Raw genomic sequence first — 1,504 nt, 5'->3', positions numbered from 1 at the left:
TTCGAAACTATTGCCCGAAACCAAAGACACTACTTCTTTTTTTAGTTTTTATGATGTTACTGAAAAAGTCGGTATTGTAATCGGGATGTCAATCTACGGTATCATTGACCAAATCACAGGTAGCATGCGTAATGCCATCGTCTTTTTGGGGGCTTTTTTCATCATTGGCTTAATTCTGTTGTTCAGAGTTCCTAAAAATGCCTTGAGAAATAAATAAATCAATTATATTTGGAAAAAAATTACACAAACAAAATGAAAAACATAAAATATCTAATCGGGATATACCTCATTCTAACAGCTTTTACCTTTACTTCTTGTGAAAATGAGCCGATTGATCCGGCCATTAATATAAACACTTGTGATGAACCATCGTCTCTTCAGGCTAGTGATTTTGTCAATAATTCAATTGTTAACTTAACATGGTCACCTGGTGGAAATGAAACTTCTTGGACTATTGAATACGGCGTTCAAGGATTTGCATTAGGAACAGGAACAACAATAGTTTCTCCCACAAATTCTGCTACCATCGCAGGTTTGAATTCAGGAAACAGTTATAGTTTTTACGTAAAATCAAACTGTTCTGCAGAAGAAAGCAGCCAATGGGTTGGACCGGTAACTGTTCAGGCAGTTGTGAATCCGAATTGTGGAAATCCAACCAATTTAACAGCTTCTAGAAATGCTACTCAAAATACAACAGTGAATGTAGCTTGGGCAGCCGGAGGAACTGAAACATCTTGGGAGATACAATACGGTACAACCGGATTTCCACTTGGTAACGGAATTACTGTAGCCTCAACAACCTTAACTAAACAAATCACCGATATTGCAACTACAGGCGGTTATGACTTTTATGTCAGAGCTAAATGTACTGCTACTGAATTCAGTAGTTGGGTAGGACCAATAAATGTAGCAGCTGTAAACAATACAGGTGGAACTGTTGCCGGGACTTACAGACTTACTGCTTTTAATACTTCCGTTCCAACAGACTTAAACAATGATGGAACTGCTTCTGTAAATCAGATGAATGAGACAGCTTGTATGAATGATATGTTTTTAACACTAAATGCTAACAATACTTTTGTTTCTGATTCTAAAGGAACTGATATAGATATTCAAGTTGATGCAGCCACCGGAGAAACGGTTGAAACAATAACTTGTTTTACAGATCCTGACTTGTCAGGAACTTGGACACTTTCAGGAAATATTCTATCGCTAACTTATACAGATCCCGAAACAGGTGATGTTATGACGGACAGTTTTAACGTTGTAGGCAACACTTTAGTTTACACCATAAACGATGGTGCTGTTGTAGGGACAGAAGTAACCACAGGAGCGCCGGTCTATTTAACCTGCGACATATCTCTTATTTATACCAAACAATAAAACCCATAATCATACATGAAAACTATAAAACTAATAGTTGGACTTTTTTTAATTTTTACTGCCTTTACCTTTACTTCTTGTGATAATGAACCGATAGACAGTAGTATCGAATTAAATAACG

Annotated in this window: 2 protein-coding genes; both read left to right on the top strand. The window is 36.8% G+C overall.

Annotated features, from left to right (window positions below; genetic code table 11):
* Positions 1-217, top strand: a 217-nt coding sequence (locus V7D82_RS13770; protein ID WP_333601520.1) for an MFS transporter, incomplete at its 5' end; no start/stop codon positions are given.
* A gap of 35 nt (positions 218-252) precedes the next feature.
* Entirely contained in the window at positions 253-1,383 is a 1,131-nt protein-coding gene (locus V7D82_RS13765; protein WP_333601519.1) for a fibronectin type III domain-containing protein, read from the top strand.
* Positions 1,384-1,504: the final 121 nt, after the last annotated feature.

It is taken from the genome of Flavobacterium sp. (assembly GCF_036741995.1).
Classification (GTDB): domain Bacteria; phylum Bacteroidota; class Bacteroidia; order Flavobacteriales; family Flavobacteriaceae; genus Flavobacterium.
This window is presented reverse-complemented; position numbering and strand designations above follow the sequence as displayed.